This is a genomic window from Roseovarius aquimarinus, from assembly GCF_043661195.1.
Classification (GTDB): domain Bacteria; phylum Pseudomonadota; class Alphaproteobacteria; order Rhodobacterales; family Rhodobacteraceae; genus Roseovarius; species Roseovarius aquimarinus.
The window spans coordinates 285,565-311,482 of the sequence record NZ_JBIHMM010000002.1 but is presented as its reverse complement, the minus strand read 5'-3'; the positions used below and the strand labels follow the sequence as shown (position 1 = coordinate 311,482).

At 66.7% G+C, this 25,918-nt stretch carries 29 protein-coding genes and 1 pseudogene; 16 read left to right on the top strand and 14 right to left on the bottom strand.

Annotation, left to right across the window (positions count from 1 at the left end; all coding sequences use genetic code 11):
* The first annotated feature begins 188 nt into the window (after positions 1-188).
* The 4 genes from queC to queF are packed head-to-tail and all read left to right on the top strand — an operon-like array spanning position 189 to position 2,446.
* Positions 189-884: a 7-cyano-7-deazaguanine synthase QueC gene (queC, locus tag ACGRVM_RS08930; protein WP_377170718.1), complete on the top strand. Its 696-nt coding sequence runs from the start codon at positions 189-191 to the stop codon at positions 882-884.
* Between the two features lie 3 nt (positions 885-887).
* A complete protein-coding gene (gene queD, locus ACGRVM_RS08925) occupies positions 888-1,244 on the top strand; it encodes a 6-carboxytetrahydropterin synthase QueD (protein ID WP_377170720.1) in 357 nt (118 codons plus the stop codon).
* Complete coding sequence (gene queE, locus ACGRVM_RS08920; RefSeq protein WP_377170722.1) at positions 1,223-1,963, top strand: 7-carboxy-7-deazaguanine synthase QueE; 741 nt, start codon at positions 1,223-1,225, stop codon at positions 1,961-1,963. The genes queD and queE overlap by 22 nt, the downstream gene beginning before the upstream one ends.
* A gap of 18 nt (positions 1,964-1,981) precedes the next feature.
* Positions 1,982-2,446 carry a preQ(1) synthase gene (queF, locus tag ACGRVM_RS08915; RefSeq protein ID WP_377170724.1) on the top strand — a complete coding sequence of 155 codons (465 nt, stop codon included), beginning with the start codon at positions 1,982-1,984 and terminating at the stop codon, positions 2,444-2,446.
* 52 nt (positions 2,447-2,498) lie between these two features.
* Here queF and acs read toward each other — a convergent pair whose 3' ends face one another.
* The 7 genes and pseudogenes from acs to ACGRVM_RS08885 all read right to left on the bottom strand — a co-directional run bounded on the left by acs (position 2,499) and on the right by ACGRVM_RS08885 (position 9,833).
* Positions 2,499-4,448, bottom strand: a complete 1,950-nt coding sequence (gene acs / locus ACGRVM_RS08910; RefSeq protein WP_377170726.1) for an acetate--CoA ligase — start codon at positions 4,446-4,448, stop codon at positions 2,499-2,501.
* Between the two features lie 59 nt (positions 4,449-4,507).
* Positions 4,508-5,263 (bottom strand): ABC transporter ATP-binding protein, encoded by a 756-nt coding sequence (locus ACGRVM_RS08905; RefSeq protein ID WP_377170728.1) that lies wholly within the window; start codon positions 5,261-5,263, stop codon positions 4,508-4,510.
* 48 nt (positions 5,264-5,311) lie between these two features.
* The gene (locus ACGRVM_RS16405) at positions 5,312-5,446 is read right to left on the bottom strand and encodes an ABC transporter ATP-binding protein C-terminal domain-containing protein (protein ID WP_449619167.1); all 135 of its coding nucleotides are present in this window, start codon (positions 5,444-5,446) and stop codon (positions 5,312-5,314) included.
* A gap of 105 nt (positions 5,447-5,551) precedes the next feature.
* A pseudogene (locus tag ACGRVM_RS08900) lies at positions 5,552-6,070 on the bottom strand (ABC transporter ATP-binding protein); the annotation flags it as partial.
* A gap of 27 nt (positions 6,071-6,097) precedes the next feature.
* Entirely contained in the window at positions 6,098-7,288 is a 1,191-nt protein-coding gene (locus ACGRVM_RS08895; RefSeq protein WP_377170732.1) for a branched-chain amino acid ABC transporter permease, read from the bottom strand.
* A gap of 4 nt (positions 7,289-7,292) precedes the next feature.
* On the bottom strand, positions 7,293-8,324 hold the full coding sequence (locus ACGRVM_RS08890) for a branched-chain amino acid ABC transporter permease (protein ID WP_377170734.1): 1,032 nt from the start codon (positions 8,322-8,324) through the stop codon (positions 7,293-7,295).
* Positions 8,325-8,459: 135 nt separating this feature from the next.
* Positions 8,460-9,833: a substrate-binding protein gene (locus ACGRVM_RS08885; RefSeq protein ID WP_377170736.1), complete on the bottom strand. Its 1,374-nt coding sequence runs from the start codon at positions 9,831-9,833 to the stop codon at positions 8,460-8,462.
* A gap of 198 nt (positions 9,834-10,031) precedes the next feature.
* On the opposite strand from ACGRVM_RS08885, the gene ACGRVM_RS08880 reads away from it, so the two are divergent.
* From ACGRVM_RS08880 to ACGRVM_RS08860, 5 genes are all read left to right on the top strand, one after another.
* The gene (locus ACGRVM_RS08880) at positions 10,032-11,414 is read left to right on the top strand and encodes a helix-turn-helix domain-containing protein (protein ID WP_377170738.1); all 1,383 of its coding nucleotides are present in this window, start codon (positions 10,032-10,034) and stop codon (positions 11,412-11,414) included.
* 59 nt (positions 11,415-11,473) lie between these two features.
* Positions 11,474-11,845, top strand: coding sequence for a response regulator transcription factor (locus tag ACGRVM_RS08875; protein ID WP_377170740.1), 372 nt, complete (start codon positions 11,474-11,476; stop codon positions 11,843-11,845).
* Positions 11,842-12,228 carry a hypothetical protein gene (locus ACGRVM_RS08870; RefSeq protein WP_377170742.1) on the top strand — a complete coding sequence of 129 codons (387 nt, stop codon included), beginning with the start codon at positions 11,842-11,844 and terminating at the stop codon, positions 12,226-12,228. The genes ACGRVM_RS08875 and ACGRVM_RS08870 overlap by 4 nt, the downstream gene beginning before the upstream one ends.
* Positions 12,228-14,918 (top strand): ATP-binding protein, encoded by a 2,691-nt coding sequence (locus ACGRVM_RS08865; protein ID WP_377170744.1) that lies wholly within the window; start codon positions 12,228-12,230, stop codon positions 14,916-14,918. Before ACGRVM_RS08870 ends, ACGRVM_RS08865 begins: the two co-directional genes overlap by 1 nt.
* Positions 14,919-15,015: 97 nt before the next feature.
* Positions 15,016-16,038, top strand: coding sequence for a FliM/FliN family flagellar motor C-terminal domain-containing protein (locus ACGRVM_RS08860; RefSeq protein WP_377170746.1), 1,023 nt, complete (start codon positions 15,016-15,018; stop codon positions 16,036-16,038).
* A 15-nt stretch (positions 16,039-16,053) separates the two neighbouring features.
* Here the strand turns inward: ACGRVM_RS08860 and ACGRVM_RS08855 are convergent, their stop codons facing one another.
* A complete protein-coding gene (locus tag ACGRVM_RS08855; protein ID WP_377170748.1) occupies positions 16,054-16,269 on the bottom strand; it encodes a hypothetical protein in 216 nt (71 codons plus the stop codon).
* 135 nt (positions 16,270-16,404) lie between these two features.
* Between ACGRVM_RS08855 and ACGRVM_RS08850 the strand changes: the two genes are divergently transcribed.
* Positions 16,405-16,677, top strand: a complete 273-nt coding sequence (locus tag ACGRVM_RS08850; protein WP_377170751.1) for a DUF2312 domain-containing protein — start codon at positions 16,405-16,407, stop codon at positions 16,675-16,677.
* A gap of 14 nt (positions 16,678-16,691) precedes the next feature.
* On the opposite strand, the gene ACGRVM_RS08845 is transcribed toward ACGRVM_RS08850, so the two are convergent.
* The 4 genes from ACGRVM_RS08845 to rpsF all read right to left on the bottom strand — a co-directional run bounded on the left by ACGRVM_RS08845 (position 16,692) and on the right by rpsF (position 19,046).
* Positions 16,692-17,648: a class I SAM-dependent DNA methyltransferase gene (locus ACGRVM_RS08845; RefSeq protein ID WP_377170753.1), complete on the bottom strand. Its 957-nt coding sequence runs from the start codon at positions 17,646-17,648 to the stop codon at positions 16,692-16,694.
* A gap of 150 nt (positions 17,649-17,798) precedes the next feature.
* Positions 17,799-18,425, bottom strand: a complete 627-nt coding sequence (gene rplI, locus ACGRVM_RS08840) for a 50S ribosomal protein L9 (protein ID WP_377170755.1) — start codon at positions 18,423-18,425, stop codon at positions 17,799-17,801.
* Positions 18,426-18,436: 11 nt separating this feature from the next.
* Positions 18,437-18,664, bottom strand: coding sequence for a 30S ribosomal protein S18 (gene rpsR / locus ACGRVM_RS08835; protein ID WP_036700444.1), 228 nt, complete (start codon positions 18,662-18,664; stop codon positions 18,437-18,439).
* A 28-nt stretch (positions 18,665-18,692) separates the two neighbouring features.
* The gene (rpsF, locus tag ACGRVM_RS08830; protein WP_377170758.1) at positions 18,693-19,046 is read right to left on the bottom strand and encodes a 30S ribosomal protein S6; all 354 of its coding nucleotides are present in this window, start codon (positions 19,044-19,046) and stop codon (positions 18,693-18,695) included.
* Positions 19,047-19,406: 360 nt separating this feature from the next.
* Here rpsF and ACGRVM_RS08825 point away from each other — a divergent pair, with 360 nt between their 5' ends.
* Together ACGRVM_RS08825 and ACGRVM_RS08820 are read left to right on the top strand one after the other, a co-directional pair.
* Positions 19,407-19,916 carry a hypothetical protein gene (locus ACGRVM_RS08825; protein ID WP_377170760.1) on the top strand — a complete coding sequence of 170 codons (510 nt, stop codon included), beginning with the start codon at positions 19,407-19,409 and terminating at the stop codon, positions 19,914-19,916.
* Between the two features lie 162 nt (positions 19,917-20,078).
* Positions 20,079-20,660 (top strand): YceI family protein, encoded by a 582-nt coding sequence (locus ACGRVM_RS08820; RefSeq protein WP_377170762.1) that lies wholly within the window; start codon positions 20,079-20,081, stop codon positions 20,658-20,660.
* Positions 20,661-20,716: 56 nt separating this feature from the next.
* Here ACGRVM_RS08820 and ACGRVM_RS08815 read toward each other — a convergent pair whose 3' ends face one another.
* Entirely contained in the window at positions 20,717-21,985 is a 1,269-nt protein-coding gene (locus tag ACGRVM_RS08815; RefSeq protein ID WP_377170764.1) for a cytochrome b/b6 domain-containing protein, read from the bottom strand.
* A 150-nt stretch (positions 21,986-22,135) separates the two neighbouring features.
* Between ACGRVM_RS08815 and fabD the strand changes: the two genes are divergently transcribed.
* The 3 genes from fabD (at position 22,136) to ACGRVM_RS08800 (ending at position 24,285) form a co-directional block, all read left to right on the top strand.
* Positions 22,136-23,080, top strand: coding sequence for an ACP S-malonyltransferase (fabD, locus tag ACGRVM_RS08810; protein WP_377170766.1), 945 nt, complete (start codon positions 22,136-22,138; stop codon positions 23,078-23,080).
* Positions 23,081-23,092: 12 nt separating this feature from the next.
* Positions 23,093-23,830 carry a 3-oxoacyl-[acyl-carrier-protein] reductase gene (gene fabG, locus ACGRVM_RS08805; protein ID WP_377170768.1) on the top strand — a complete coding sequence of 246 codons (738 nt, stop codon included), beginning with the start codon at positions 23,093-23,095 and terminating at the stop codon, positions 23,828-23,830.
* Positions 23,831-24,051: 221 nt separating this feature from the next.
* Positions 24,052-24,285, top strand: a complete 234-nt coding sequence (locus tag ACGRVM_RS08800) for an acyl carrier protein (RefSeq protein WP_076531917.1) — start codon at positions 24,052-24,054, stop codon at positions 24,283-24,285.
* A 119-nt stretch (positions 24,286-24,404) separates the two neighbouring features.
* Here the strand turns inward: ACGRVM_RS08800 and ACGRVM_RS08795 are convergent, their stop codons facing one another.
* Complete coding sequence (locus tag ACGRVM_RS08795) at positions 24,405-24,860, bottom strand: PRC-barrel domain-containing protein (protein ID WP_377170770.1); 456 nt, start codon at positions 24,858-24,860, stop codon at positions 24,405-24,407.
* Between the two features lie 222 nt (positions 24,861-25,082).
* Here ACGRVM_RS08795 and ACGRVM_RS08790 point away from each other — a divergent pair, with 222 nt between their 5' ends.
* Entirely contained in the window at positions 25,083-25,826 is a 744-nt protein-coding gene (locus ACGRVM_RS08790; RefSeq protein ID WP_377170772.1) for a 1-(5-phosphoribosyl)-5-[(5-phosphoribosylamino)methylideneamino]imidazole-4-carboxamide isomerase, read from the top strand.
* The last annotated feature ends 92 nt before the right edge of the window (positions 25,827-25,918 follow it).

Sequence of the window (25,918 nt, the reverse complement as noted above, 5' to 3'; positions counted from 1 at the left end):
ATTTTGCGCGCTTATATGCGAAGCGGACGCCATAGAAAACCGGCTTTGTGCGATGCGCGGTCCGCGGCCTGCGCGGCCCGACCGACCGGGCCTGCGACAGCCTGCGGGTTGCAAGGCGGCGTCCGCGGGCGTAAAGGCGGAGGCACTACACGCGGTCGCAGCCTACCCGCTCAAAACAAGGACGAGACATGAAAACCATAGTCATCTGCTCCGGCGGGATGGATTCGGTCGCTTTGGCGCACCGCTATGCCGCCTCGGGCGATCTGCACGCCCTGCTGTCGTTTCACTACGGCCAGCGCCACGCCAAGGAGCTGGATTTCGCCGCCGCCTGCGCGCGGCGTCTGGGCGTGCCGCATCATCTGCTGAATATCTCCGCGATCGGCGCGGCGCTCGGCGGCAGTGCGCTGACGGACGATATCGACGTGCCCGACGGGCATTATGCCGAAGAGACGATGCGCATCACCGTGGTGCCCAACCGCAATGCCATCATGCTCAGCATCGCCTTCGGCCTCGCCGTGGCGCAGAAGGCGGATGCGGTCGCGACGGCGGTGCATGGCGGGGACCATTTCATCTATCCCGATTGCCGCCCCGGCTTTGTCGAGGCGTTCGGCGCGATGCAGGCCCATGCGCTCGAAGGCTATGCCGATGTCAAACTGCTCACGCCCTACGTGCACGGCACCAAGGCCGATATCGCGGCGGATGGCGCCAGGAACGGCACGCCCTTCGATCAGACATGGTCCTGCTACAAGGGCGGCGATCTGCATTGCGGGCGCTGCGGCACGTGCGTCGAGCGGCGCGAGGCGTTTCATCTCGCGGGCGTCGCGGACCCCACGATTTATGAAGACCCGGATTTCTGGCGCAGCGCCACCGGGCAGGAGGGCTGAGCGATGTATCGCATCACCAAGGAATTCCATTTCTCCGCGTCGCACCAGCTTTTCGGGCTACCCGAAGAGCATCAATGCGCGCGGCTGCACGGCCATAACTACATCGTCGTCATCGAACTCACATCCGAGACGCTGAACCGGCACGGCTTCATCCGCGACTATCTCGAGCTGGCGCCGCTCAAGCGCTATATCGACGACGAGCTCGATCACCGGCATCTCAACGATGTGCTGGGCGACGATTGCGTGACCGCCGAGCGGATGGCCAAGCATCTCTATGAGTGGTGCGCCGCCCGCTGGCCCGAGACGAGTGCCGTCAAGGTCAGCGAGACGCCCAAGACATGGGCCGAGTACCGCCCGTGAGCGACACGCTGCGCATCTCCGAGATCTTCGGGCCGACCATTCAGGGCGAGGGCGCGCTGATCGGGGTGCCCACCGTCTTCGTGCGGACGGGCGGCTGCGATTTCCGCTGCGTGTGGTGCGACAGCCTTCATGCGGTCGAAAGCGAGTATCGCCACACATGGGCGCCGATGAGCGCCGAGGCGGTGATGGACGAAGTGCGGCGCCTCTCAAGCGGTGTGCCGCTGACCGTGACGCTCTCGGGCGGCAATCCGGCGATCCAGCCGCTGGGCGATCTGATCGAGATGGGCCGCGCCGAAGGCTATGGCTTCGCCATCGAGACGCAAGGCTCGGTCGCGCGGGACTGGTTCGCGCGGCTCGACATGCTGGTGCTCAGCCCCAAACCGCCCTCGTCGGAGATGGAGACGGATTGGGCGATCCTTCGGGATTGCATCGATGCCGCCAAGGGCGCGCCCACGGTGCTGAAGATCGTCGTCTTCGACGAGGCGGATTACGCCTATGCGCGGGACGTGGCCGCGCGGCATCCGGATCTGCCGATCTACCTTCAGCCCGGCAACCATACGCCGCCCCCGCCCGAGGATGACAGCGCGACCGTCGATCAGGAAGGTATCGATGCGCGCATGCGCTGGCTGGTGGACCGGGTGATCGACGACAAATGGCATGCGGCGCGGGTGCTGCCGCAGCTTCACGTGATGCTGTGGGGAAACAAGCGCGGCGTCTGAGCCGGCAAAGGAGACCGAATGAGCGAGAATATCTACCAGAACCTCAAGCAGCTCGGCGCCAATACCGAGCTGCCGAGCGATCCGTCCGAGGCCGAGCTTGAGCGGGTGCAGAACCCGCAGGCGGACACCGACTATAACGTGCGCTTCGTCGCGCCCGAATTCACGTCGCTCTGCCCGATGACGGGCCAGCCCGATTTCGCGCATCTCGTGATCGACTATGTGCCGGGAGAATGGCTGGTCGAGTCGAAATCGCTCAAGCTCTTTCTGGGCAGTTTCCGCAATCACGGCGCGTTTCACGAGGATTGCACCGTCACCATCGGGCGCCGCATCGCCGAGTTCACCGAGGCCAAATGGCTGCGCATCGGCGGCTACTGGTATCCGCGCGGCGGCATTCCGATCGACGTGTTCTGGCAGACGGGCGAGATGCCGAAAGGCGTCTGGATTCCCGATCAGGGCGTGCCGCCCTATCGCGGAAGGGGCTGAGACGGACCCTTGAAACTCGGCGCCCCGCGAGGATCTCGCGGGGCGCCTTGTCTTACTTGCGGTTCATCCGGTTCTCGATCAGATCGTCCACGACCGACGGATCGGCGAGGGTCGAGGTATCGCCCAGGGCGCCGAAATCGTCCTCGGCGATCTTGCGCAGGATGCGGCGCATGATCTTGCCCGAGCGGGTCTTGGGCAGGCCGGGCGCCCATTGGATGAGATCCGGCTTGGCGATGGGGCCGATCTCGGTGCGCACCCATTTCTCGAGTTCCTTGCGCAGCTCTTCGGAGGGCTCGACGCCGTTCATGACGGTGACATAGGCATAGATGCCCTGACCTTTGATCTCGTGCGGATAGCCGACCACGGCGGCCTCGGCCACGTCCGAATGCGCGACGAGGGCCGATTCGACCTCGGCGGTGCCCATCCGGTGCCCCGAGACGTTGATGACGTCATCGACGCGGCCCGTGATCCAGTAATAGCCGTCCTTGTCGCGGCGGCAGCCGTCGCCGGTGAAATAGTAGCCCTTGTAGTCCGAGAAATAGGTCTTCTCGAACCGCTCGTGATCGCCGAAGACGGTGCGCATCTGGCCCGGCCAGCTGCTCTTGATGCACAGAACGCCCGAGGCTTCGGTCTCGGTCTGCTCTTCGCCGGTCTGCGGGTCGAGAATGACCGGCTCGATCCCGAAGAAGGGACGCGTGCAGCTGCCGGGCTTGGTCGGCGTCGCGCCGGGCAGTGGGGTCATGAGATGGCCGCCCGTTTCGGTCTGCCACCATGTGTCCACGATGGGACGGGTGCCCTTGCCGACGACATCGTTATACCAGTTCCAGGCCTCGGGATTGATCGGCTCGCCCACGGTGCCCAGCACCTTGAGATCGCTCAGATCGCATTTCTCGACGAATTCCTTGCCCTGACCCATGAGCGCACGGATGGCGGTGGGGGCGGTGTAGAACTGGTTCACCTTGTGCTTCTCGCAGACCTGCCAGAAGCGGCTGGCGTCGGGATAGGTCGGCACGCCCTCGAACATGACGGTCGTGGCGCCGTTCGCCAGCGGGCCATAGACGATATAGCTGTGGCCGGTGACCCAACCGACATCGGCGGTACACCAGAAGACGTCGCCCTCGTGATAGTCGAAGACATATTTATGCGTGAGGCCGGCATAGAGCAGGTAGCCCGCGCTGCTGTGTACCACGCCCTTCGGCTGGCCGGTCGAGCCCGAGGTGTAGAGGATGAAAAGCGGGTCCTCGGCATTCATGGGGCGCGCGGGGCAGTCGGGGCTGGCATGCTCCATCTGCGCCTTGACGTCGATGTCGCGCCCTTCGATCCAAGTGGTCTGCCCGCCGGTGTGCTTGACCACGAGGCAGCGCACCTTGTCCGAGCAATGCAGCAAGGCCGCGTCGGTGTTCGATTTCAGCGCTGTCTTGCGACCGCCGCGCGGGGCCTCGTCGGCCGTTATGACGACCTTGGCGCCCGAGTTGTTGATGCGGTTCGCCAGCGCGTCGGGCGAGAACCCGGCGAAGACGACTGAATGCACAGCGCCGATCCGCGCGCAGGCCAGCATGGCATAGGCGGCCTCGGGGATCATCGGCAGATAGATCACGACACGGTCGCCGCGCATGATACCCTGGCTCAGCAGAACGTTGGCGAAGCGGTTCACCTTCTCGTTGAGCTGGTTGTAGGTGATGTGCAGCGCGGGCGTTTCGGGATCGTCCGGCTCCCAGATGATCGCGGTCTGCTCGCCGCGCGTGGCGAGATGGCGGTCGATGCAGTTGGCCGCGACGTTGAGCTGGCCGTCCTCGAACCACCGGATGTCGATATTGCCCGGCTTGAACGAGGCGTTGCGCACCTTGGTGAAAGGCTGGATCCAATCGAGATTCTGCGCATGTTCCTTCCAGAACGTATCGGGATCCTCGATCGAGGCCGCATACATCCTGTCATAGGCGTCGGCGTCGATATGGGCGGATTTCGCGAATTCCGGGCTGGGTGCGTAGGTAGTGTCGGACATGGATGTGACCTCGTGGTGATTTGGCAGGCGGGATGCGCGCGGATCGGAGCGCCGGGGCGTCAGATCGCGAGGTATTCCGCGCGTAGCTTCTCGTTGTTGAGCACCTCTTCGGCGCTACCGTCGAAAACGATCCCGCCGGTGTCAAGGATGACGGCCCGGTCCGACAGGTTGAGCGCGCGCACGGCGTTCTGCTCGACGAGGATGGTGGTGATGCCCTGCTCCTTGATGATGCGCAGCGTCTTCTCGATCTCGTCCACGATCACGGGCGCGAGGCCCTCGTAAGGCTCGTCGAGCAAAAGCACCTTGATGTCGCGGGCCAGCGCGCGCGCGACGGAAAGCATCTGCTGCTCGCCGCCCGAAAGGGTCACGCCTTCCTGCTGGCGGCGCTCGGCGAGGCGCGGGAAAAGGTCGTAAAGGCGTTCGATTGACCAGCCGATGGGCGGCGCGATCTGCGCGAGTTGCAGGTTCTCCTCGACCGTGAGGCCGGGGATGATGCAGCGATCCTCGGGCACGAGGCCGATCCCGGCCATGGCGGCCTCATGGCTCTTCATCTTGTGCAGCGGCTGGTGGTCCAGCCAGATCTCGCCGTGGTTCAGCTGCGGATTGTCCATCCGGGCGATGGCGCGCAGCGTCGTCGTCTTGCCGGCGCCGTTGCGGCCCAGAAGCGCGAGGATCTCGCCCTCATGGACGTTGAAGCTGATATCCTGAACGATATAGCTCTCGCCGTAATAGGCCTGCATCCCCCAGACCGACAGAAAGGCGGGCGCGGTCGAGGCGTGGTTGGCGTGCTTTGAAAAGTCGGGTTGTGCGGTCATGTCTGTCTCCCGTCCCGGATCCGTCCGGGCTCATGTGATCGTCGCGCGTCAGGCGGCGGTTTCGCCGAGGTAGGCTTCGCGCACCTTCGGATGGCCCTTGATCTTGTCGGGCGTGTCCTCGACGAGCGGGGTGCCTTGCGCCAGCACGGTGATCCGCTCGGCCAGCGAGAAGACCACGTGCATGTCGTGCTCGATGATGGCGATGGTGATGTCGCGCTCTTCCTTGATCTGCTTGAGCAGGTCGATCGTGTTGTTGGTATCGGCCCGCGCCATGCCGGCCGTCGGCTCGTCCAGCAGCAGAAGACGCGGGTTCTGCGCGAGGCACATGCCGATCTCGAGACGCCGCTTGTTGCCACGGCTCATCGCGGCGGAGTGATTGTGCCGCTGATCGGCGAGGCCGAGGCTCTCCAGCATCTCTTCGGCCTGCGCCACGACATCGCGCTCGCTGCCGACGCTTTCGATGGCATGCATGCGGAAGGCGCCGTCGCGCTTGGCGAAGATCGGGATCATCATGTTCTCCAGAACCGTCAGATCGCCGAAGATCTCGGGGGTCTGGAACACGCGGGAGATGCCCATCTGGTTGATCTCGTAGGGCTTGCGGCCCAGCACGGACTGGCCGTCGAAGCTGACCGATCCGGTATCGGGGATCAGCTTGCCGACCAGCACGTTGAGAAGGGTGGATTTACCGGCCCCGTTGGGGCCGATGATCGCGTGCACGGTGTTTTCCGCGACGCTGAGGTTCACGTCGCCCAGTGCCTGAAGGCCACCGAACCGCTTGTTGACGTTCTTGACTTCGAGAATGCCCATGGTTGCGTTTCCTTGTTCGGTGCCGGCTTATTCAGCGGGCGAGGTTTGCGAGGACGGCTTGGCGCGCTTGCCTTGCAGGACGCGGCGGATGCGCTGGCCCCCTTCGACGAGGCCGCCGGGCAGGAAGATGACGACGAGCATGAAGACGATGCCCAGCGTCAGGTGCCAGCCCTTGCCGACGAACGGATAGATCAGCGACACCATCAGGTCCTCGAGCCCGTCCGGCATCCAGTAGAACCAATCGTGCAGGACGCTCGAGTTGATCTTGGAGACGATGTTCTCCATGTACTTGATGAGGCCCGCGCCCAGCACCGGGCCGATGAGCGTGCCCGCGCCGCCGAGGATCGTCATCAGCACGACCTCGCCCGAGGCCGTCCAGAACATCCGCTCCGGGCCCACCTGGGTGTCCATCGCGACCATCAGGCCACCGGCGAGACCGGCATACATGCCCGAGATCACGAAGGCCGCCAGCGCGTAGGGACGTGCATTGAGGCCCGTATAGGTCATGCGGGTGTTGTTGCACTTGATCGCGCGCAGCATCATCCCGAAGGGTGAGCGGAAGATCCGGATCGAGAGGTAGAAGGCCAGCACCATCACCACGGCGGCGATGTAGTAGCCCGCGTTGAAGGTGAACTGCCATCCGCTCAGATAGAGGTCGATGCTCGAGGTCATGTCGAGGCCAAAGAGATTGGCGCTCGCCCGCTCGCCGCCCTCGAGCGCCGCGTCGAGAATGCGCGCGTCGTTGAGCTTGAGCTGAAGGCCCGTCTCGCCGCCCGTGATGGGTGTGAGGACCGAGTAGGCCAGGGCATAGGACATCTGCGCGAAGGCCAGCGTCAGGATCGAGAAGTAGATGCCCGACCGGCGCAGCGAGATGTAGCCCACGATCAGGGCGAAGAGGCCCGCGACGATGATCGACATGATGATGCCGGGGATGATGTTGGCCGTCAGCAGCTTCATCATCCAGATCGCGGCATAGCTGCCCACGCCGAGGAAGGCGGCATGGCCGAAGCTGAGATAGCCGGTCAGGCCGAACAGGATGTTGAAGCCGATGGCGAAGATCCCGAAGATCACGAAGCGCTGCATCAGGTCGGGATAGCCCGCGTTGAATTGCGCCATGTTCGAGTTCACCGGAAACGGGTTCAGGATGAAGGGGGCCAGCAGCGCGAGCGCTGCGACCAGCACCAGCAGAAGGCCGTCTTTGCGTGTCAGTCCCAGCATTGGCTTAATCCTCCATCACGCCCTTGCGGCCCATCAGGCCACGCGGACGGGTCAGCAAAACGATGATCGCAACAAGATAGATGACGATCTGGTTGATGCCCGGCAGGGCTTCGAGAACGGCGGACATCGAGGCGAAGCTCTCAAGGATCCCCAGAAGGAAGCCCGCGAGCACGGCGCCCGCGAGACTGCCCATTCCGCCCACGACCACCACGACGAAGCTGAGGACCAGGAAGTCCATGCCCATATGGTAGTTGGGGCTGTTGATCGGCGTGTACATCACGCCCGCAAGGCCCGCGACCGCGGCGGCGATGCCGAACATGATCGTGAAGCGCTTGTCGATGTTGATGCCCAGAAGGCCGACGGTTTCGCGGTCGGCCATGCCGGCGCGCACGACCATCCCGAAGGTGGTGAAGCGCAGGAAGGCGAAGACGCCGCCGACGATCAGCAGGGCGAAGGCGAAATAGACGAGGCGCCAGTAGGGATAGATGATCGAATTGGCCTCCATCCCGAGGAAGGCGCCGAAATCGAACGAGCCGCGGAACGCCTCGGGGGCGGGGGTCGGGATCGGGTTGGCGCCGTAGAAATACTTGATGATTTCCTGAAGCACGATCGCGAGGCCGAAGGTCACGAGGATCTGGTCCGCATGCGGGCGCTTGTAGAAATGCTTGATGAGGCCGCGCTCCATGACGACGCCGATCAGGATCATCACCGGGATGGCGAAGAGGATCGACAGGGGCACCGCCCAGTCGATCATGAAGTCCCCGGCCGTCTGCCCCACGATCTCGTGGATATAGGGCACATCGACGGTCATCGGATTGCCGAGGAAGTCCGTCCGGGTCTCGTCCACGACCTGGTGGCTGAGCGTCAGGATGCGGCTCAGGGTGACGGCGCAGAAGGCACCGATCATGAAGAGCGCGCCATGGGCGAAATTGACCACCCCCAGCGTGCCGAAGATCAATGTCAGGCCAAGCGCGATCAGCGCGTAGGCCGACCCCTTGTCCAGTCCATTGAGGATTTGCAGGATTATCGCATCCATGGTCTGCCTCGCATGTCAGAAATCACTCCGGGCCAGACATCCGGCCGGATCGGCCCGGAACGCGGGCCTTCGCGATTGTGGATTGTGCAGGGTTGGCCCGCCCCCGAAGGATGTCGGGGGCAGGCCGCTAAACGCTTATGCGCCGGCGTTGCACTCGCCGAGGGACGCTTCGGGGCCACCGAATTCGGGGGCGTCGGGCGCGTAGGTCACTTGCTCGACAGGGGTCACCTCGACGATCTCGACGAGGTCGAATTCGTTCTCGGGGTTCTCCTTGCCGCGCACGACCACGACGTCCTTGAAGCACTGGTGATCCTCGGCGCGATAGAGCGTCGGGCCGCTGCCCAGACCGTCGAACTCGAAGCCCTCGAGGGCCTCGACCACGGCGCAGGGGTTGAAGCTGCCCGCGCGCTCGACCGCATCGGCGTAGAGCAGCGCCTGCACGTAGCAGGTATGCGCCGCCTGGCTCGGCGGGAAGCCGAACTTCTCGCCGAAGGATTTGACGAAGGCGTCGGTGCCGACATAGCGGGCACCCAGCTCGCGCTCGAGTTTCCAGTCCCAGTTCTGCGAGCCGAAGATGCCGGCGATGTTCTTGCCGGCGCCGCGGGCCATGAGCTCGGAATAGAGCGGCACGATGATCTCGAACTTCTTGTCGTTGACCATCTTGTCGCGCAGGCCGAACTGGACCGCGTTGGTCAGCGAGTTGACCATGTTCCCGCCGTAGTGGTTCAGGACCAGCACATCGGCGTCGGACTGAAGCACGGGGGTGATGTAGGCGCTGAAGTCGGTCTGGGTCAGCGGCGTGAGAACTGCGTTGACGGTCTCCCAGCCCATGGCCTCGGTCGAGTTGCGGATCGCTTCCTCGGTGGTATAGCCCCAGTTGTAGTCGGCCGTCAGGTGATAGGCCTTGCGGTCCGTGCCGTAGGCGTTCGCCAGAACGGGCGCGAGCGCCGCGCCGGACATCCAGCTGTTGAAGAAGTGACGGAAGCCGTTGGCCTTGCGGTCCTTGCCGGTCGTGTCGTTCGAGTGCGTGAGACCCGCCATGAAGATCACGCCCGCCTCCTGGCAGAGCGCCTGCACGGCCACGGCCACGCCCGAGGACGAGCCGCCGGTGATCATCACCGCGCCGTCCTTCTCGATCATCGACTTCGCCGAGGCGCGTGCCGCGTCCGACTTGGTCTGGGTGTCGCCGGTGACGTATTCCACCTTCTTGCCCATGATGCCGTTGCCTTGCAGCGCCTTGGAGCTGAAGGTGTTCAGCATGCCGCCGTCGCCGCCACCGTTCAGGTGCTCGACCGCCAGCTCGTAGGCGCGCAGCTCGTCGGCGCCCTCGTCGGCATAGGGGCCGGACTGGGGAACGTTGAAGCCGAGCGTGACGCTGCTGGCATCGGTGGGGTCATTGGTGAAGGCAGATACGCTGCTGGCCGTGAATATGGTCGGGACCGCGAGGCCCGCGCCCGCGACGGCGCTGGTCTTCAGCATCCCGCGACGGGTGAAGTTGGATGTGGACATTGAAATCCTCCCTTTATGAGTAATCACGGCAGCCGCCTCCTCCGCGCCTTGCCGTAACTGCACCAAGTGCAAAGGTAGTATGACACGCCGCAAGAAAACTTCTCAACAACTGCCTTTTGCGAAACGATTATTTTGTAAATTTATGCACAGCGCCTCAGTATTTCGTGTAAATATATGTCAATGAGCGGAGGAAGCGGCTTGAATCGAAACGAAAATGACGCAGGCGGCGCGGCGGCGCGCGCCGCGGCCGGTGGCGCTATCACCGGAACGCGCATCCGCGAAAGGCGGCTCGAGCGCGGTCTGGCGCAGGGTGCGCTGGCGCGGGAGGCGGGGATTTCGCCCTCCTATCTGAACCTGATCGAGCACAACCGGCGCAGAATCGGCGGCGGTATTCTGCTGCGCATCGCGGCGGCGCTGGGCGTCGAGGCGCAATCGCTCGCGCATGGCGGCGAGGCCGCGCTGATGGACGGTCTGCGCGAGGCGGCGGGCGCCGCGCCGCGCGGCGAGGATGCGCCCGCGCCCGAGCTTGACCGGATCGAGGAATTCGCGGGCCGCTTTCCGGGCTGGGCGCATCTGGCCGTGGCCACGCTGCGCCGCGCGCAGGGCGAGACGCGCCGCGCCGATGCCCTGGCCGACCGCCTGGCGCATGACCCGCATCTCGCGGCCTCCCTCCACGAGGTGCTGTCGGTCGTGACCGCGATCCGCTCGACCGCGTCGATCCTCACCGACACGTCGGGACTCGAGCCGGAATGGCAGGCGCGCTTTCACCGCAATCTCGGGGAGGACAGCCGCCGGCTGGCCGAGGGAGCCGAGCGGCTGGTGCGCTATCTCGACGATGGGCCGGGCACTGGCAGCGACATCCTCTCGCCGCAGGACGAGCTCGACAGGTTTCTCGCGGCGCACGATCACCGCTTCGAGGCGCTCGAGGCCGGGGGCGATCCGGCCGATCTTCTGCGCGCGAGCGGCATCCGCGCGGGCACGGGCGCACATGCGCTGATCGCGGAGGCGCTCGAGACCTATGCGCGCGACGCGCGCGCGCTCCCCGAGGTGATGCTTCTGGATGCGATGCGGCGGCACGGGCCCGACCCGGTGCCGCTTGCGCGGGCGCTGGGCGCGGCGTTGCCGCTCGTCTTCCGGCGCCTCGCCGCGCTTCCCGAGGAAGCGCATGGCCCCATCGGCCTCGTCAGCGCGGATGCCTCGGGCGCGATCACCGGCCTCAAGCCCCTGCCGGGCTTCGCCGTCACGCGCCTTGCCGGGGCCTGCCCGCTCTGGCCGCTCTTCCGCGCCGCGGCGCATCCGGGAATGATGCTGCGCCAGCGCCTCCATCAGCCGGACCGGGACGCGCGCGTCGCCGTCGCGCTCACCGCCGCCGAGGAGGTCATGCCCGGCGGCGTCAACGCGCCGCCGCTCCTGCGCAGCTACATGCTGCTACTGCCCGACGATGCCGGCCCCGAGCCGGTCCAGCCCGTCGGCACCTCCTGCCGTATCTGCCCGCGCCGCGCCTGCCGCGCCCGGCGCGAGCCGTCGATCCTGCCCGAAACCGAGACGGAAGATAGCGGCGCGGATGCTGCAAGCTTTTGACAGGTCAGGGTCTTTGGCCAATAGTGGCGCAGGGGCTGGAGCAAGGGGAGGTGCGCCAGATGACCAAGCAGGTTTTGCTCATCGAGGATGAGCCGAACATCATCGAGGCGATCAGTTTCATCCTGTCGCGCGATGGCTGGCAGGTGCGCAGCCATACCGGCGGCGAGGGCGCGATGGACGCGGTTCGCACGCGCCGCGCCGATCTCATCATTCTCGACGTCATGCTGCCGCATCGCTCGGGCTTCGAGATCCTGAGCGATATCCGCGCCGATCCCGAACTGGGCGAAACGCCCGTGCTGATGCTGACCGCGCGGGGCCAGCGCAAGGACCGCGAGATGGCCGAGCGCGCGGGCGCGAGCCGCTTCATGACCAAGCCCTTCTCCAATTCCGAAATGCTGGAGGCCGTGCGCGCCCTCGTGGGCGAGGCATGAGCGACAGGCGCGAGGCGGGCCCGCCGCGCAAGGCGCGCAGCACCGGTGAGACATCCGGCGCGGGCTATGCCGTCTTCGTCGCGCGCGGCACCTATCGGCAGCGCCGCATGATCGACGCGGCCGGGCTTCTGCCGGTCCTCGGTGCCATCCTCTTCGCGCTCCCGCTCCTGTGGCTGGGCGCCGATGGCACGGCGCCGCGCACCTCGCATGTGATGATCTACCTCTTCGTGGTCTGGGGCGCGCTGGCGTTTCTCTCGGCCCGGATCACGCGCGGTCTGCGCAGCGACGACGACCCCGAGGAAGAGCAGGGCGCCGAGGCGCTGGCGGATGCGGCGGGGCAGTCCGCAACGAGCCAGCTCCCCGGCGAGAGGCCGCGCGGCTGATGGCGACGCCCGGCATTCTCGCGGCGGTCTGCATCGCCTATGTCATCTTTCTCTTCGCCGTCGCCTTCGCTGCCGACCGCGCGGCGCGGCGCGGGCGCGGCGCATGGCTGCGCTCGCCGCTGGTCTATACGCTCTCGCTTTCGATCTATTGCACCGCCTGGACGTTCTATGGCGCCGTCGGCTTCGCGGCCCGCTCGGGCCTCGAATACGTGACCATCTATCTCGGGCCGACGCTCGTCATGATCGGCTGGTGGTGGACCTTGCGCAAGATGGTGCGCGTGGGCCGCAGCCAGCGCATCACCTCGATCGCAGACATGATCTCTTCGCGCTACGGCAAGTCGAACACGCTGGCGGTCTGCGTCACGGTGATCGCGGTCATCGGCGCCACGCCCTATATCGCGCTCCAATTGCAATCAGTCACACTCTCTTTCGCCGCCTTCTCGCCGCCCGGAGGCGAGGGCGGACGCTCCGTCCAGTCCATCGCGATCTATGTCGCGCTGGGGCTCACGCTCTTCACCATCCTCTTCGGCACGCGCAATCTCGACGCGAACGAGCGGCATCACGGCGTGGTCATCGCCATCGCGCTCGAGGCGGTGGTGAAGCTGTTGGCGCTGATCGCGGTCGGCATCTTCGTCGTCTGGGGCCTCGAAGGGGGGCTCGCGGCGACGCTCGCGCGCATCGACGCGTCGCCCATCGCCGATTTCGACGTCTCGGGCAGCCGCTGGACCGCGCTCACTCTCCTGTCGGCGGCGGCGTTCCTCTGCCTGCCGCGCATGTTTCAGGTCATGGTGGTCGAGAACGAGGACGAAGGGCACCTGCGCACCGCTGCCTGGGCCTTTCCGCTCTATCTCATGCTGATCAGCCTTTTCGTCGTGCCGATCGCCGCCGTGGGCCTCGACATCATGCCCTCCGGCTCGAACCCCGATCTCTACGTCCTGAAACTTCCCCTGCTGGCCGGGCAGGACGGTCTGGCGATCCTGTCGTTCCTCGGCGGCTTTTCCTCGGCGACCTCGATGGTGATCGTCGCGGCCATCGCGCTTTCGACGATGGTATCGAACCATATCGTCATGCCGATCTGGCTGCGCGCCACGGGCGGCGCCGCGATGATGTCGGGCGATGTGCGCCATGTCGCGCTTCTGGCGCGGCGCCTGTCCATCGGCGGCGTCATCATGCTGGGCTATCTCTATTTCCGCATCTCGGGCGGCGGCACGGCGCTGGCCGCCATCGGCCTCGTCGCCTTCGCGGGGGTCGCGCAATTCCTGCCGGCGCTGATGGGCGGGCTGATCTGGCGCGGCGCCACGCGTAACGGCGCGCTGGCGGGGCTGGCCGTCGGGTCCGTCCTGTGGATCTACTGCCTTTTCCTGCCGAGCTTCGGCCCCGGCGTCGTCCTGCCGCAACACGTTTTCGACCAGGGGCTCTTCGGCCTTTCGTGGCTGCGCCCGCAGGCGCTTTTCTGGACCGCCGGAATGGATCCGCTGGTGCATGCGGTGATGTGGTCCGTGGGCCTCAACACCGCCGCCTTCTGCGCCGTGTCGATCCTCAGCTTTCCGCGCCCGGTCGAGCGGCTGCAGGGCGCGCAATTCGTCAATGTTTTCGAGCATTCGCGCGGCCCCGGCACATGGAGCGGCGGGCGCGGGCAGTCCGAGGATCTGCTCATCATGGCGCAGCGCATCATGGGCGCCGCCGAGGCGCAGGAGCTTTTCTCGCGCGCCGCGCGCCGGCAGGGCCTCAGCGGATATTTGCCCGAGCCTTCGCCCGAATTTCTAGAATGGCTCGAACGGCGCCTCTCCGGCTCGGTCGGCGCCGCCACGGCGCATGCGATGATCTCGCAGATCGTCGGACGCGCGACCGTCTCCGTCGAGGATCTTCTGGCCGTGGCCGACGAGACCGCGCAGATCATGGAATATTCGAACCAGCTCGAGGCGAAATCCGCCGAGCAGGCCCGCACCGCGCGCCAGCTGCGCGAGGTGAACGAGAAGCTCACGCGCCTTTCGGTGCAGAAGGACGGTTTCCTGAGCCAGGTCAGCCACGAGTTGCGCACGCCCATGACGTCGATCCGCGCCTTCTCGGAAATCCTGCGCGATGGCGGTCTCGGCGCCGAGGAGCAGCAGAAATACGCGTCGATCATCCATGCCGAGTCGCTGCGCCTGACGCGGCTTCTGGACGATCTGCTGGACCTGTCGGTGCTGGAGTCGGGCCAGGTGGTGCTGAACGCGCAGACCGGCACGCTGGCCGAGGTGCTGGACCGGGCGGTCGCCGCCGCCGTGGGCAGCGGCCCCGGCGCCGCGCAGCCCGGCGCGCCGGGCGATCTGCGCATTCAGCGCGACCCTGGCGCCGAGGCGGTGCGGCTCAACACCGATATGGATCGACTGGCGCAGGTCTTCATCAATCTCATCGCCAATGCACGCAAATATTGCGACGCCGCAAGCCCTCTGCTGCGCGTGCGCACTGAGATGGGCGAGGCGGGCCTCACGGTGGATTTCATCGACAACGGCACCGGCATTCCCCTTCAGGACGAGGCGCTCATCTTCGAGAAATTCTCGCGGCTCGGGGCGTCGAGCGCGCCGGGCGCGGGGCTGGGCCTCGCCATCTGCCGCGAGATCATGCACCGGCTGGGCGGGACCATCGTCTATCTGCCGGGGCAGGGCGGTGCGGCCTTCCGCGTGACGCTGCCGCGCGACGCGATCTGAGCGCGGTCGAATCCCGTGCATCCCGAAACCATTTGGTAACCGCGCGCGGGTTACGGTCGGCGCATCCGGCATTCGGCAAGGGACATCGGCGGCGCGCATGACAGCTCAGGGCGGCAATACGGTCATCCATCGCAAGGCGCGCGCCTCGCGCGAGGAATATCAGGCGCGCGCGATGTCCCCGGCCAAGGCGCTGAGGCTGGCGCTTGCGCAGGCATCGGACGGGCTCTTCGCTTTGCCGATGGTCGTGGCGGCGGTCGAGCAGGTGGAAATCTCGCAAACCGCGCTGCGCGCCGAACTGGGCGAGGGCGGCTTGATGGTGCTTCTCGACGGGCCGCGCGGCGCGCGCGGGGCGGTGCGCATCGACCCCGCGATGCTGGCCGCGCTGATCGAGATACAGACGACGGGCCGCATCAGTGGGCGCGGCATGGGCACGCGCGCGGTCACGCGCACCGATGCCGCCATCGCCGCGCCGCTGATCGACGCGGCCCTCGCCGGGGCCGAAGAAAAGCTCACCGGAGAGGCGGAGAGCGAGGCGGAGGCCGCGCCGCATTGGGCTGCGGGCTATCGCTTCGGCGTGATGATGGAGGATGCGCGCGGCATGGCTCTGGCGCTCGGTGCGCCCGCCTTTCATGTCTTTCGCCTCATGGTCGAGCTGGGGGCAGAAGGTCATCCGGGCGCGATCACCTTTCTTCTGCCCGTGCCGGAGGCGCCGCCGCGCCGCGCGGCAGCACATGGCGGCGCGCCGGCCGGCCGCACGCTCGAGCAAAGCGCGATGAACGCGCCGGCGCTCCTCGACGCGGTGCTGGGGCGGGTGAGCCTGCCGCTCGCCAGGGCCTGCGCGCTCGAGGTGGGCGGTCTGCTGCCGCTCGGGGCGGATGCGACGCTCGAGGTGCGGCTCGAAGCGAGCCAGAAACATGTGGTCGCGACGGCCCGGCTCGGCCAGCTCAACGGCGCGCGGGCGGTTCGCCTCATCCCGAGCGCGCCGCAGATCGCCTCGGCGCCGAAAGAGGACGAGGAGGCTGCGCAGCCGCTCGCGCGGATCGCCGCTGTCGCGCAGGCCGCGCCGGAGCCGGGCACGGGACCCGCCGCGCGGCAGGCCGCCGATCAGGGGGCGGCGTGAGGCACCCCGTGCCGATCAGCGCAGGAGGATGCCGACAACCACCATCATGAGCCCGATGACAGACAGGAAAAGCGCGCCCGTATTCACCGGCAGAACCTTTTGCAGAACCTTGCGCATCTCGGCCTCGTCGAGCTTGGCGCGGCGGGCGCGCCAGACGCGCGCGATGCACCAGATCAGACCGGCGAGACCGGCGAGCGACACGGCGGCGCCGGCCCAGATGAGTGTTTCCATGACTGCGCTCCTCGGGTGACGTGGCGGCCCACCGCTGCTTAGCGCGGAGCGGGGCCGAGCTCAAGCCGCCGGGGCTTGCAGCATGGCGGGCCGCGCTGTACTCACCGGCATCTTCTGAGGATGCGGAGTAGTGAAATGAGCGACCAGACCCTTGATGCCAATACCGACGCCAATTACCGCGTCACCGCCGACGAGCTGCGTCAGTTCATCGAGCGGATCGAGCGTCTCGACGCCGAGAAGAAAGACCTCGCCGAGCAGCAAAAAGAGGTGATGGCCGAGGCCAAGGCGCGCGGCTATGACACCAAGGTCATGCGCAAGGTCATCGCCCTGCGCAAGCGCGACAAGGACGACATCGCCGAGGAAGAGGCGGTGCTCGAGATGTACAAGGAAGCGCTCGGCATGGTCTGAGCGCCCGCGGCGCATCAGGCGGGGACGGCGTCCTCGCCATCGCCCTGCCGCGCCCTGGGCGCGGTCAGGCCCCCAGCGACGATGACGAGCCCGGCGATATCCTCGCCGGCATCCTTGCGCAGAACCGCCTCCGCGATCTCCACCGACACGAAGCCCGCCGCGCGCAGGATCGCCTCGACATGTGCGCGCGCATGGGCGAAACGGCGGCTTGCGCGCAGCGTGAGCGGCGCCTCGCCGGGCTGGCACGCCTCGACGGTGAAGGCGAGCACCCCGCCCGGCGCGAGCGCGCCCGCGCACCAGCCGATGATCCGTTCGAGCGCGCCGAGATAGGTGAAGACATCGGCGGCGAGGATCAGATCATAGCGCTCGGGACCGGCGCCGAGCCTGCCCAGATCCCGCCGCTCGAGCCGGTCGTAGATGCCCTTGGCGGCAGCCTCCCGCAGCATGCCTTCGGAGATGTCGCAGCCGCCCAGCCAATCGCAGATGTCGCGGACGGCAAGACCTGCCAGCCCCGTGCCGCAGCCAAGATCGAGCGCGCGCGCATAGCGCCGTGCCGGACCGCCGAGCGCCGCGCGCAGAAGCTCGGGCGCGCGGTAGTCGAGCCTGCCGACGAGCGCGTCCTCGAAACCCGGCGCGTATTGATCGAAAAGCGCCTCGACGAAGGCGGCCGGCATCGTTTCGGTGAGCGGGACACGGCGCGCGAGATCGCGCTTCGGCCCCGCGCCGAGCCGGTCCGCCGGGTCCGCCGCGAGCGCCGCGTCCCAGGCCGCGATGGCGTCGGCGGCGCGCCCCGCCGCCTCGCACCATTCGCCGAGCCGGAACCAGCCCGCGGCCCAGCCGGGCGCGAGGCGCAGCGCGCCGTGCAAAAGCTCGGCGGCCGCGTCGAGATCGCCGGCCTCGGCCAGCGCCTCGGCATAGTCGAGCCTCCTGTCGACGATGAGATCGCCCGAGGACCAGAGCCGTGCCGTCATGTGGGAAGAACTTTCGAGAGGGTGCACCGCCTGTCGATGCGCCGCGCGATTAGGGCATTCGCGCGTGCCGCGTCAAGAGGGCACGCGCCCCCAACAAGAAGGGCCGCGCGGTTGCCCGCGCGGCCCTCGAATGCTCACCGATGCGCCGGGTCAGGCGTCGTCGTCGCTCTCGTCGTTGCGCGAGCGGTCGACCGCCTCGGCCAGGTCCTCGTCGTCCGACGCGGCCGAGCCGATATCGTCGAAAAGCTCGGCGATCTCGAAATCGGCTGCCGCTTCTTCCTCGGCGGCCAGTTCCTGGATCGACTTGCCCGAGGCCTGCAATTCGGCCTCTTCGACCGAGCGCGCGACGTTCAGCGTCACGGTCGCCTCGACTTCGGGGTGCAGCGAGATGTGGATCTGGTGCAGGCCCAGTTCTTTGATCGGCTTGCCCAGCGAGACCTGCTTGCGGTCGACCGAGAAGCCGCCTTCGCCGGCCGCATCGGCGGCGTCGCGCGTGGTGACCGAGCCGTAGAGCGCGCCCGAATCGGCGGCCTGGCGAATCACGATGAACTGCTGGCCGTCGAGCTTGGCGGCGAGCGCCTCGGCTTCCTTGCGGGTCTCGAGGTTCTGCGCCTCGAGATGCGCCTTGCGCGCCTCGAAATCGGCGATGTTGCGCTCGGAGGCCGACAGCGCCTTGCGCTGGGGCAGCAGGTAGTTGCGTGCGAAGCCGGGCTTCACGTCGACGACGTCGCCCATCTGGCCCAGCTTGGCCACACGCTCGAGAAGGATAACTTGCATTGTCTTACTCCTTACTTGACGGCGTAGGGCAGCAGGGCGAGGAAGCGGGCGCGCTTGATCGCACGGGCCAGCTCACGCTGCTTCTTGGCCGAGACGGCGGTGATGCGCGAGGGCACGATCTTGCCGCGCTCGGAGATGTAGCGCTGCAGGAGGCGGGTATCCTTGTAGTCGATCGCAGGTGCGTTCTCGCCCGAGAAGGGGCAGACCTTACGGCGACGGAAAAACGGTTTGGTAGCCATGGTTTATGTCCTTTTTCTCAGGCGTTGATCAACGGCGCTCGCGGCGCTCGGACCGCTCGTCGCGCTTCTGCATCTGGACCGACGGAAGCTCCTTGTGCTCCTCGACCTTGATGGTCAGCGTGCGCATGACGTCGTCATGCAGGCGCATCAGACGCTCCATTTCCTGCACGGCTTCGGACGGCGCGTCCGAGCGCAGGAAGGCGTAGTGGCCCTTGCGGTTCTTGTTGATCTTGTAGGCCATCGTCTTGACGCCCCAGTACTCGTGATCGACGAGCTTGCCGCCGTTATCGGCGAGCACGGTGCCGAAATGTTCGATGAGGCCCTCGGCCTGTGCGCTGGACAAATCCTGGCGCGAGATGAAGACATGCTCGTAAAGGGGCATGTTGGATCCACTTCTATCAAGGCGCATTTCATAGGCGGGGCAAGTCGTTTCGCGGCCCCACCACGAGAGACTGCGCGGTTCATGCGTATCTGCGAAACGAGGGCGAGCCATACAGCCATCGGCCCCAAGGCGCAAGGGCGCATGGCCGCCTTGATGGCGCGTTTCCGGAGCGGGGCGGCGACGCATCATGACCGTGTCACCGATTCATCCCGCGCTCGCCCCTCATCCGCCCCAATCACGCCCGATTTGCAAGCGATCCATTAACCAAGCCGGAGCCGATCCGAGAGGTCCGGTCCGGAACGGCCAATCGGCGCGAGGGGCGCGCCGTATCAGGGCCGAGCTAGCGAAGGGGCGACACCGATGACATCACTTCCCGACACGTTCATGCCCGAGGGGCCGCTGCGCCATCAGCGCAGCATTCCGGTTCACCATATCGAAACGCACGGACCGGGCGCGCTGCGCCGGATCGGTCTGCGCTGCGCGGCTGTGGCGCTCCTGATCGCGGCGACGGGTCTCTGGCTCGTTCCGGTCGTCGAGGGCGACGCGATGATGCAGCTTTTCAAGCTGGCCTTCTCGGCGGCGCTGGCGCTCTTGGGGGTGATGCTGCTGACCGCGCCGCGCGAGGCCACCGGCCCCGAGGTGCAGATCAGCCCGTCCCTGCGGCGCATGACCATCATCGAGCGCGGTGAGCGGGGCCAGGTGCGCTCGGAAGTCACGCATGACATCGACACTCTGGGCGAGATCGTGCTGCGCGACGGGCTCTTCACCGCGCATTGCCAATCGGGCGCGGCGCTGGTCACGGTGCCGGTCACGGATCCGCGCATCGAAGCCGCGCTGCGCGAGATGCTGGGCGCCCGCGCGGCTGCCTGAACGCACATTGCGGGGCGCCGCCACGCGCCCCGCGCCACGGCTGCGGAGGCCCGGCAAATCTGCGCCGATCCACACGCAGTGTTGAATTCTGCGCAATTGCCTTGTTTCGCGATTGAGATACCTCTGGGCGCAGTGACGTATAACCCAGAGGAGACAGACCCCATGAAAGCATCCCTTTTCGCAGCCGCCGCGACCGCCGCCGCCCTCGGCGCCACCGCCGCAAGTGCCGAGCCCGTGGCCTACACGCTCGATCCGAGCCACAGCCAGGTGATGTTCACCTACGACCACCTCGGCTATTCGACGACCTACAACATGTTCGCCGGCTGGGAAGGCCAGATCATGTTCGACAAGGAAAACCCCGCGAATTCCTCGGTCGAGGTGTCGATCCCTCTCAAGTCGCTCTACACCGGCTGGGAAGCGCGCTTCGAGCATTTCATGAAGGATGACTTCTTCGGCGCCGAGGACGGCGATCTGGTGACGTTCAAATCGACCGCGATCGAGGTGACGGGCGACGACACCGCGATCATCACCGGCGATCTGACGATGAACGGCATCACCAAGTCGGTGCAGCTCGAGACCGAGCTGAACCTCGATGGCCAGCACCCGATGCAGAACAAGGCATGGCTCGGCTTCGATGCGGAAACCAAGATCCTGCGCTCCGATTTCGGCGTCGGCGCCTTCGCGCCCAATGTCTCGGACGAGCTGGATGTCGAAATCTCGATCGAGGCCGGCATCGCCGAGTGATGCTCTACATGCGTTGACGAAGAGGCCCGCGCCCCCGCAATAGGGCGCGGGCCTTTTTATTGGGCGGTGCCTTCGGTTGCGGCGCTGGTCTCGTCGCCGCCTTCCGCGCCGCGTGTGGCGGTGAGTTGCCAGTCGATGCGCACCTCATGGGCGAGGGTGCTTTCGTCCGTGGTGCCGGTGCCGACGTTGAACGTCATCCGGTTCACGGCAAGCCCGCCCGACGCCTCGGCGCGGTCGCCGTCGAGCGCGAGGTCGACGGGCATGCTCACCGGGGCGGATTGATCGCGGATGCGCAGCGTGCCCTCGGCGGTCAGAGCTTCGCCCGACTCCACTAGGTCGGCCTCGAAGACGGCGGTGGGAAAGTCTTCCGCCGCGAAGAAATCGGCGCCCATCGCCTGCCCGGTCACGCTGCCGAGCGTGAGCGACGGGATCGAGACGGTCACCTTGACGTCGCCGTGCCGGCCCTCGGCATCCGCTTCGGGATCATAGGTGATTTCGGCTGTCCAGTCGGCGAAGCTGCCCGTCACGTCCGAGCCGTTCTGCACGATGGTGATCGAGAGGCTTCCTTCCTCGACCTGCCATTCGCTGCTGACCTCCGCGAGCGCCTCGGCGCGTGCGCCGTCCTCGGGGCTGAGCCAGCCCGCCCAGGCCCCGCCTCCGAGCGCGGCGGCCCAGACGGCGAGGGCGGCCAGAACGGGCAGGGCGTGGCCCGGCTGCGTCTCGGTCGGCAGGGCGGTCAGATGACCCGGCAGCATGCGACGCAACGTGGCGTCGCGGTCGACGATGTGATGCTTGAGCGCGCCCGCGACATGCAGCGCGATGGACCCGGCCAGCACCCATTGCAGGATGAAATGCACGGCGCCCGTCACCTCGGCCACGGCGGGGTCCTTGGGAACGAAGGGCAGGCCCTGCCCGAACGGCCACCAGATCGGCGCATAGCCCGTGGTCGAGGCGTGATGCACCCAGCCGCTGAGCGGAACGAGCACGAGCGAGCCGTAGAGAAGCCAATGCACCGTCTCGGCCAGCCGCGCCTCGAGCGGCTTGTCGCCGTTGAGCAGCTTGGGCTTGGGCTGCGAGACGACCCAGAGGATGCGCAGGAGCGCCACTGCGAAAATGGCGATGCCGAGCGTCTTGTGAATGGAAAAGAGCGTCTTGGCCCAGGCGATCATGGCGTCGCTCGCCGTGATGTCGGGCGCCTCGATGCGGTGCGCAAGCTCGCTCGCCACCCAGCCGAGCGGAAACATCGACAGGATCATCAGCGCGATGGTCCAGTGAAAGAACTTGGTGACGCTGCCATAGCTCGTCGCGGTGTTGCCGAAGGGCATTTCGAGGATCCTCTCGCTGTCGTGGCTGGCGCGAAACCTAGCCCATCTCGGGGGGGCTGCAATCCTGCGGCGCCGCACAGAAGGTCTGCGCCATTGCCTCGCGCGGCCTTGCGCGTTATCCGTCCGGTCATTGAGTTAAGGAGGGCCAGCATGGGCCGAGCATTCATTTTTCCGGGGCAGGGCGCACAGACCATCGGCATGGGCCGCGCGCTGGCCGAGGCCTATCCGGCGGCGCGCGACGTCTTCGACGAGGTGGACGACGCGCTGGGCGAGGCGCTGTCGGCGCTCATCTGGGACGGCGATCAGGACACGCTGACCCTGACGCAGAACGCGCAGCCCGCGCTTATGGCGACCTCCCTCGCCGCGCTGCGCGCCCTCGAGGCCGAGGGCGTCACGCTGGATGCCGCGCAATTCGTCGCCGGCCATTCGCTGGGCGAATATTCCGCGCTCGCCGCCGCCGGTGCGCTCAGCGTGGCGGACACGGCGCGGCTTTTGCGCATCCGGGGCCGCGCCATGCAGGAGGCCGTTCCCGTGGGCGTCGGCGCCATGGCCGCCATTCTGGGTCTCGATTTCGAAGCCGTGACCGCGCTCGCGCGCGATGCCGCCGAGGGCGATGTCTGCCAGGCTGCCAACGACAACGATTCGGGGCAGGTCGTCGTCTCGGGGCACAAGGCCGCCGTGGAGCGCGCCGTCGACATGGCCAAGGCGCGCGGCGCCAAGCGCGCGATGCTGCTGCCGGTCAGCGCGCCCTTCCACTGCGCCCTGATGCAACCCGCCGCCGAGGTGATGCGCGAGGCGCTGGAAGAGGTCGCGATGGACGCGCCCGCCATGCCGCTCGTCGCCAATGTGCGCGCCGAGGCCGTGAGCGCGCCCGAAGAGATCCGCGCCCTGTTGGTGAGCCAGGTCACCGGCTCCGTGCGCTGGCGCGAGAGCGTCGGCTACATGGCGCGGCAGGGTGTGAGCGAGACATGGGAGATCGGTGCGGGCAAGGCCCTTTCGGGAATGGTTCGCCGGATCGAGAAGGATATCGCGGTGCGCAACATCGGCACGCCTGAAGAGGCCGCGGCGGCGGCTGCCGCACTGCAAGAGAATTGAGAGGAATTCGAGATGTTTGATCTGACAGGCAAAACCGCGCTGGTGACCGGCGCATCGGGCGGGATCGGCGGCGAGATCGCCCGCGCCCTTCACGCGGCGGGCGCCACCGTCGGCCTCAGCGGCACGCGCACCGAGCCGCTCGAGGCGCTGGCGAAGGAGCTGGGCACGCGCGCGCATGTCCTGCCGTGCGATCTGTCGAACAAGGAGGCCGTCGAGGCGCTGCCGAAACAGGCGATCGAGGCGATGGGCGGGCTCGATATCCTCGTCAACAATGCCGGGATCACGCGCGACCAGATCTTCATGCGCATGTCGGACGACGAATGGCAAAGCGTGCTCGACGTGAACCTGACCAGCACCATGCGCCTCTGCCGCGCCGTGATGCGCCCGATGATGAAGGCGCGCTGGGGCCGGATCATCAACATCAGCTCCATCGTTGGCGCGACGGGCAATCCGGGGCAAGCCAATTACGCGGCCTCGAAGGCCGGTGTCGTCGGCATGACCAAGTCCATCGCCTACGAGGTGGCCAGCCGCGGCATCACCGCCAACGCCATTGCCCCCGGCTTCATCGCCACGGCCATGACCGACAAGCTGACCGACGATCAGAAAGCCAAGATCAACGGGCAGATTCCCGCCGCCCGCATGGGCGAGCCTTCCGAGATCGCGGCCGCCGTGCTCTATCTCGCCAGCACCGAGGCGGGCTATGTCACGGGCAGCACGCTGCACGTCAACGGCGGCATGGCGATGCTCTAGAACGGGGCCTCGCGCGGGGCGGCGAAAACATTTGCCTCGCGCGCGCCATATGCTATAGGCGGCGCAGATTCAGCGGGCGGTCGCAAATCGCGGTCCCTGACGCAGCGCCATCTTGGGCATTGACATAAAGCCCGCGACGGGCACCATTCACGCCGACACCCGCAAGACGGGCGGGGGCAAAATCGGGCCGAGGCGCCCATCGAAAAAACAAGGATTATGACATGAGCGATATCGCAGACCGCGTGAAGAAGATCGTAGTCGAGCATCTGGGCGTCGAAGAGGACAAGGTCGTCGAGAACGCTTCCTTCATCGACGATCTGGGCGCCGACAGCCTCGACACGGTCGAGCTGGTCATGGCCTTCGAGGAAGAGTTCGGCATCGAGATCCCCGATGACGCCGCCGAGAACATCCAGACCTTCGGCGACGCGGTGAAGTTCATCAAGGAAGCCTCCTGATATCGCGGCAGCGCCGGGCCTGTCGGGCCACGGCGCCGAGCCACCGAAAAAAGGGCGCGAGGAGTTCATCCTCGCGCCCTTTCTCCATCCGGGAGGCCTGACCCAGGCGCCCGCGCGGCTTAATTCCAGAAGCCTTCATCGACGCTGGGCAGCTCTTCCATTTCCTCCTCGTTCATGCGGGTGAGCAGAACGATTTCCGTGTCATCGACCGGCACGAGGCGGATGTCATCCACCGCGATCATCACGTGCTTGTCGGCCACGCCCAGAAAGCCGCCGACTTCGGCCACGACGCCCTGCATCTGGCCGCCTTGATCCAGAACGACGTCCTCGATCTCGCCGATCTCGTTCCAATCGGCACCGATATCGGCGTAATCCGCGCCGCTCCAGCCTTCGTCATTGGCCGCGTCAGACGTGTAGATCGCGCCGCCGGTGATGTCGCGGGTGCGGATCAGATCGCCCTGCATCGCGGACATGTCGGCGCTGTTTTCCGCCGCCGTCCGCATCGTGCCGTCTTGCGCCATCGCGCCGCCTGCGGCGACGGTGAGGGCCATTGCGCTCGCTGTCAGGAATTTCATCTCTGTCTCTCCTTTCGGTGCGTTGCGTCCACGGGGCCAACGGGTGCGTTGGGGCGAGGTTCCATGTTCGGTGCGCCCGCCCGGGGAGAAATCGCGTCCAAGGGCGGCCATGGCCGCATAAGGCGCGACGAGTGCCGATTTGGGACGCTCCGCACCGCACCGCGCCATGCGAGAAAAGCAGCGGGGCGACTCGCCTCTGGCGCTATTTTCGGGAGAGCCGACATGATCATCTATCCTACGCTCGAGTTGCTGGACGGCAAATGCGTCACGCTGCGGCGCGGTGAATTGCGCGATCCGGTCCTGTGGCACCGCGAGCCGCTCGACGTGGTGCGCGGCTGGGCGCGCGAGGGGGCGAGTTGGGTGCATGTGACGGACCTCAACGGGCTGCGCGGCGACGGCGACAACACGGCCCTGCTCGAGGAAATCATCCGCAGCGCCGGCGTTCCGGTGCAAATGGGGGGCGGGTTCCGCACCCAGCGGCAGGTCGAGACATGGCTCGACAAGGGCGCGGGCCGCATCGTCGCCAGCACCATGGCGGCACAAAGCCCGATGCTGCTGCGCGAATTGGCCAAGTTCTATCCCGACCAGATCGTCATGGCGCTCGACGTGCATGACGGCCATGTCGTGACCGACGGCTGGCGCGAGCGGTCGAGCTTCTCGCCCGCCTCCTTCCTCGAAGCCTTCGAGGCCGATCCGCTCGCGGGCATCATCGTGACCGATGTGGGCGGCATGATCGGCGATGGCGACGGCGCGCTCGGCGTCATCACGGGCCTTGCCGCGCAGACGCGTCATTCGGTGATCGCACGCGGCACGGTGCGCAGCGTCGACGACGTGGCGCGGCTGCGCTACGTGCCCAACATCGCGGGCACGATGATCGGGCAGGCGCTGATGTCGCGCGATGTGGATCTGGCCGAGGCGATCGGCATCGCCGCCGCCCCGCTCGAACCGGTGGCCCCCTTCCAGTAAGCCTAGCCCGCGGCCCGGCGAGGCGCCGCTGCCCAAGGGGCCGCGCGCCGAGCCCGGTCTTGCCCCCCGGCCCAAGAAAAGGGTATGAGCAG

Coding starts and splice junctions, on each gene's coding strand:
- queC (WP_377170718.1), top strand. CDS start 189: ATGAAAACCATAGTCATCTGCTCCGGCGGGATGGATTCGGTCGCTTTG.
- queD (WP_377170720.1), top strand. CDS start 888: ATGTATCGCATCACCAAGGAATTCCATTTCTCCGCGTCGCACCAGCTT.
- queE (WP_377170722.1), top strand. CDS start 1,223: ATGGGCCGAGTACCGCCCGTGAGCGACACGCTGCGCATCTCCGAGATC.
- queF (WP_377170724.1), top strand. CDS start 1,982: ATGAGCGAGAATATCTACCAGAACCTCAAGCAGCTCGGCGCCAATACC.
- acs (WP_377170726.1), bottom strand. CDS start 4,448: ATGTCCGACACTACCTACGCACCCAGCCCGGAATTCGCGAAATCCGCC.
- ACGRVM_RS08905 (WP_377170728.1), bottom strand. CDS start 5,263: ATGACCGCACAACCCGACTTTTCAAAGCACGCCAACCACGCCTCGACC.
- ACGRVM_RS16405 (WP_449619167.1), bottom strand. CDS start 5,446: ATGCACGTGGTCTTCTCGCTGGCCGAGCGGATCACCGTGCTGGCGCAA.
- ACGRVM_RS08895 (WP_377170732.1), bottom strand. CDS start 7,288: ATGCTGGGACTGACACGCAAAGACGGCCTTCTGCTGGTGCTGGTCGCA.
- ACGRVM_RS08890 (WP_377170734.1), bottom strand. CDS start 8,324: ATGGATGCGATAATCCTGCAAATCCTCAATGGACTGGACAAGGGGTCG.
- ACGRVM_RS08885 (WP_377170736.1), bottom strand. CDS start 9,833: ATGTCCACATCCAACTTCACCCGTCGCGGGATGCTGAAGACCAGCGCC.
- ACGRVM_RS08875 (WP_377170740.1), top strand. CDS start 11,474: ATGACCAAGCAGGTTTTGCTCATCGAGGATGAGCCGAACATCATCGAG.
- ACGRVM_RS08870 (WP_377170742.1), top strand. CDS start 11,842: ATGAGCGACAGGCGCGAGGCGGGCCCGCCGCGCAAGGCGCGCAGCACC.
- ACGRVM_RS08865 (WP_377170744.1), top strand. CDS start 12,228: ATGGCGACGCCCGGCATTCTCGCGGCGGTCTGCATCGCCTATGTCATC.
- ACGRVM_RS08860 (WP_377170746.1), top strand. CDS start 15,016: ATGACAGCTCAGGGCGGCAATACGGTCATCCATCGCAAGGCGCGCGCC.
- ACGRVM_RS08855 (WP_377170748.1), bottom strand. CDS start 16,269: ATGGAAACACTCATCTGGGCCGGCGCCGCCGTGTCGCTCGCCGGTCTC.
- ACGRVM_RS08850 (WP_377170751.1), top strand. CDS start 16,405: ATGAGCGACCAGACCCTTGATGCCAATACCGACGCCAATTACCGCGTC.
- ACGRVM_RS08845 (WP_377170753.1), bottom strand. CDS start 17,648: ATGACGGCACGGCTCTGGTCCTCGGGCGATCTCATCGTCGACAGGAGG.
- rplI (WP_377170755.1), bottom strand. CDS start 18,425: ATGCAAGTTATCCTTCTCGAGCGTGTGGCCAAGCTGGGCCAGATGGGC.
- rpsR (WP_036700444.1), bottom strand. CDS start 18,664: ATGGCTACCAAACCGTTTTTCCGTCGCCGTAAGGTCTGCCCCTTCTCG.
- rpsF (WP_377170758.1), bottom strand. CDS start 19,046: ATGCCCCTTTACGAGCATGTCTTCATCTCGCGCCAGGATTTGTCCAGC.
- ACGRVM_RS08825 (WP_377170760.1), top strand. CDS start 19,407: ATGACATCACTTCCCGACACGTTCATGCCCGAGGGGCCGCTGCGCCAT.
- ACGRVM_RS08820 (WP_377170762.1), top strand. CDS start 20,079: ATGAAAGCATCCCTTTTCGCAGCCGCCGCGACCGCCGCCGCCCTCGGC.
- ACGRVM_RS08815 (WP_377170764.1), bottom strand. CDS start 21,985: ATGCCCTTCGGCAACACCGCGACGAGCTATGGCAGCGTCACCAAGTTC.
- fabD (WP_377170766.1), top strand. CDS start 22,136: ATGGGCCGAGCATTCATTTTTCCGGGGCAGGGCGCACAGACCATCGGC.
- fabG (WP_377170768.1), top strand. CDS start 23,093: ATGTTTGATCTGACAGGCAAAACCGCGCTGGTGACCGGCGCATCGGGC.
- ACGRVM_RS08800 (WP_076531917.1), top strand. CDS start 24,052: ATGAGCGATATCGCAGACCGCGTGAAGAAGATCGTAGTCGAGCATCTG.
- ACGRVM_RS08795 (WP_377170770.1), bottom strand. CDS start 24,860: ATGAAATTCCTGACAGCGAGCGCAATGGCCCTCACCGTCGCCGCAGGC.
- ACGRVM_RS08790 (WP_377170772.1), top strand. CDS start 25,083: ATGATCATCTATCCTACGCTCGAGTTGCTGGACGGCAAATGCGTCACG.